Here is a 1,603-nt window from a genome sequence, read left to right on the forward strand (position 1 = left end):
CTGGCTGCTGCGCAAGGGCGTGAACAACGTCTACACCGTGGTCGCCGACTACGCCTCGGGCGTCGATGCCGAGACCGCGTTCAAGAAGGCCTTCACGGCCGGCGGCGGCCAGATCGCCGGCGAGCTGCGCACGCCCATGAACAACCCCGACTTCTCGGCCTACGTGCAGCGCATCAAGGACGCCAAGCCGCAGGCGGTGTTCTTCTTCTTCCCCTCGGGCGTGATGCCGCCGGCCTTCCTGAAGGTGTGGAAGGAGCGCGGCATGGAGGCCGCCGGCATCCAGCTCTTCGCCACCGGCGAAGCCACCGACGACAGCTACCTCGACGCCACCGGCGACGTGGCCCTGGGCCTGGTCACCAGCCACCACTACTCCTATGCGCACCCCTCGGCCAAGAACCAGAAGTTCGTGAAGGACTTCGAGGCCCAGTTCGGCAAGGCCATGCGCCCGAGCTACTTCGCCGTCTCGGCCTACGACGCGCTCTCGGCCATCGAGGCCGCGCTGGCCAAGACCCAGGGCGACACCCGCGGCGAGAAGGTCATGGAAGCCCTCAAGGGCCTGCAGTTCGAGAGCCCGCGCGGCCCGGTGGAGATCGACGCCGCCACGCGCGACATCGTGCAGACCGTCTACATCCGCAAGACCGAACGCGTGAACGGCAAGCTCGTCAACGTGGAGTTCGACCAGTTCGAGCGCGTGAAGGACCCGGCCAAGGCCGCCCCTTGAGCGCGCGCCCGGCGGACTTGTGAACGGATCCCCATGGCGATCGTGATCTTCGACGGAGTGGCCTACGGCATGCTCCTGTTCCTCATAGCAGTGGGCCTGTCCATCACGATGGGCCTGATGAACTTCGTGAACCTGGCCCATGGCAGCTTCGCCATGGTGGGCGGCTACGCGGCGGCGCTGCTGATGAACCGCTACGGCCTGGGCTTCTACCCCGCGCTCGCGGCGGCCTTCGTCGCCGCGGCGCTGGTGGGCGCGCTGTTCGAGGCGCTGCTCTACCGGCGGCTCTACAAGGCGCACCCGCTCGACCAGGTGCTGCTGTCCATCGGCATCGTGTTCGTGTCGGTGGCGGCCTTCACCTGGTTCTTCGGGCCCACGATGCAGCCGTTCACGCTGCCCGAGTCCCTCGACGGCCGCCTGTCCCTGCTGGGCCTGGAGGTGAGCCGCTACCGCCTGTTCCTCATCGTCTGCGGCCTGCTGGTGCTCGCGGCGCTGCTGCTGGGCCTGGGGCGCACGCGCTACGGCGCCATGGTGCGCGCGGCGGTGGACAACCAGCGCGTGGCCGCCGGCACCGGCATTCCGGTGCAGCGCCTGTTCTTCCTCACCTTCTCGCTGGGCTGCGGCCTGGCGGGCCTGGGCGGCGCGCTCAGCCTGGGCATGCTGGGGCTGGAGCCCAGCTTTCCGCTGAAGTACCTCGTGTACTTCCTCATCGTGGTCTGCGTCGGCGGCGCCGGCACCATCACCGGCCCCTTCGTGGCCGCGCTGCTGGTGGGCATCGTGGACGTGGCCGGCAAGTACTACCTGCCCGAGGCGGGCGCCTTCCTCATCTACGTGGTCATGATCGTCATGCTGCTCGTGCGGCCCAACGGGATCGTCCCGCGAAAG

The 1,603-nt window shown here is 68.6% G+C and carries 2 protein-coding genes; both read left to right on the top strand.

The genetic code is table 11. The features are described from left to right. Positions 1-721, top strand: a 721-nt coding sequence (locus tag BGO22_RS15545) for an ABC transporter substrate-binding protein (protein ID WP_286851593.1), incomplete at its 5' end; no start/stop codon positions are given. Between the two features lie 33 nt (positions 722-754). Further along, positions 755-1,603: branched-chain amino acid ABC transporter permease (locus BGO22_RS15550; RefSeq protein ID WP_286851594.1), on the top strand; the 849-nt coding region annotated here is incomplete at its 3' end.

Source organism: Hydrogenophaga sp. 70-12, assembly GCF_001897365.1.
In the GTDB taxonomy this organism is placed as follows: Bacteria; Pseudomonadota; Gammaproteobacteria; order Burkholderiales; family Burkholderiaceae_C; genus Hydrogenophaga; species Hydrogenophaga borbori.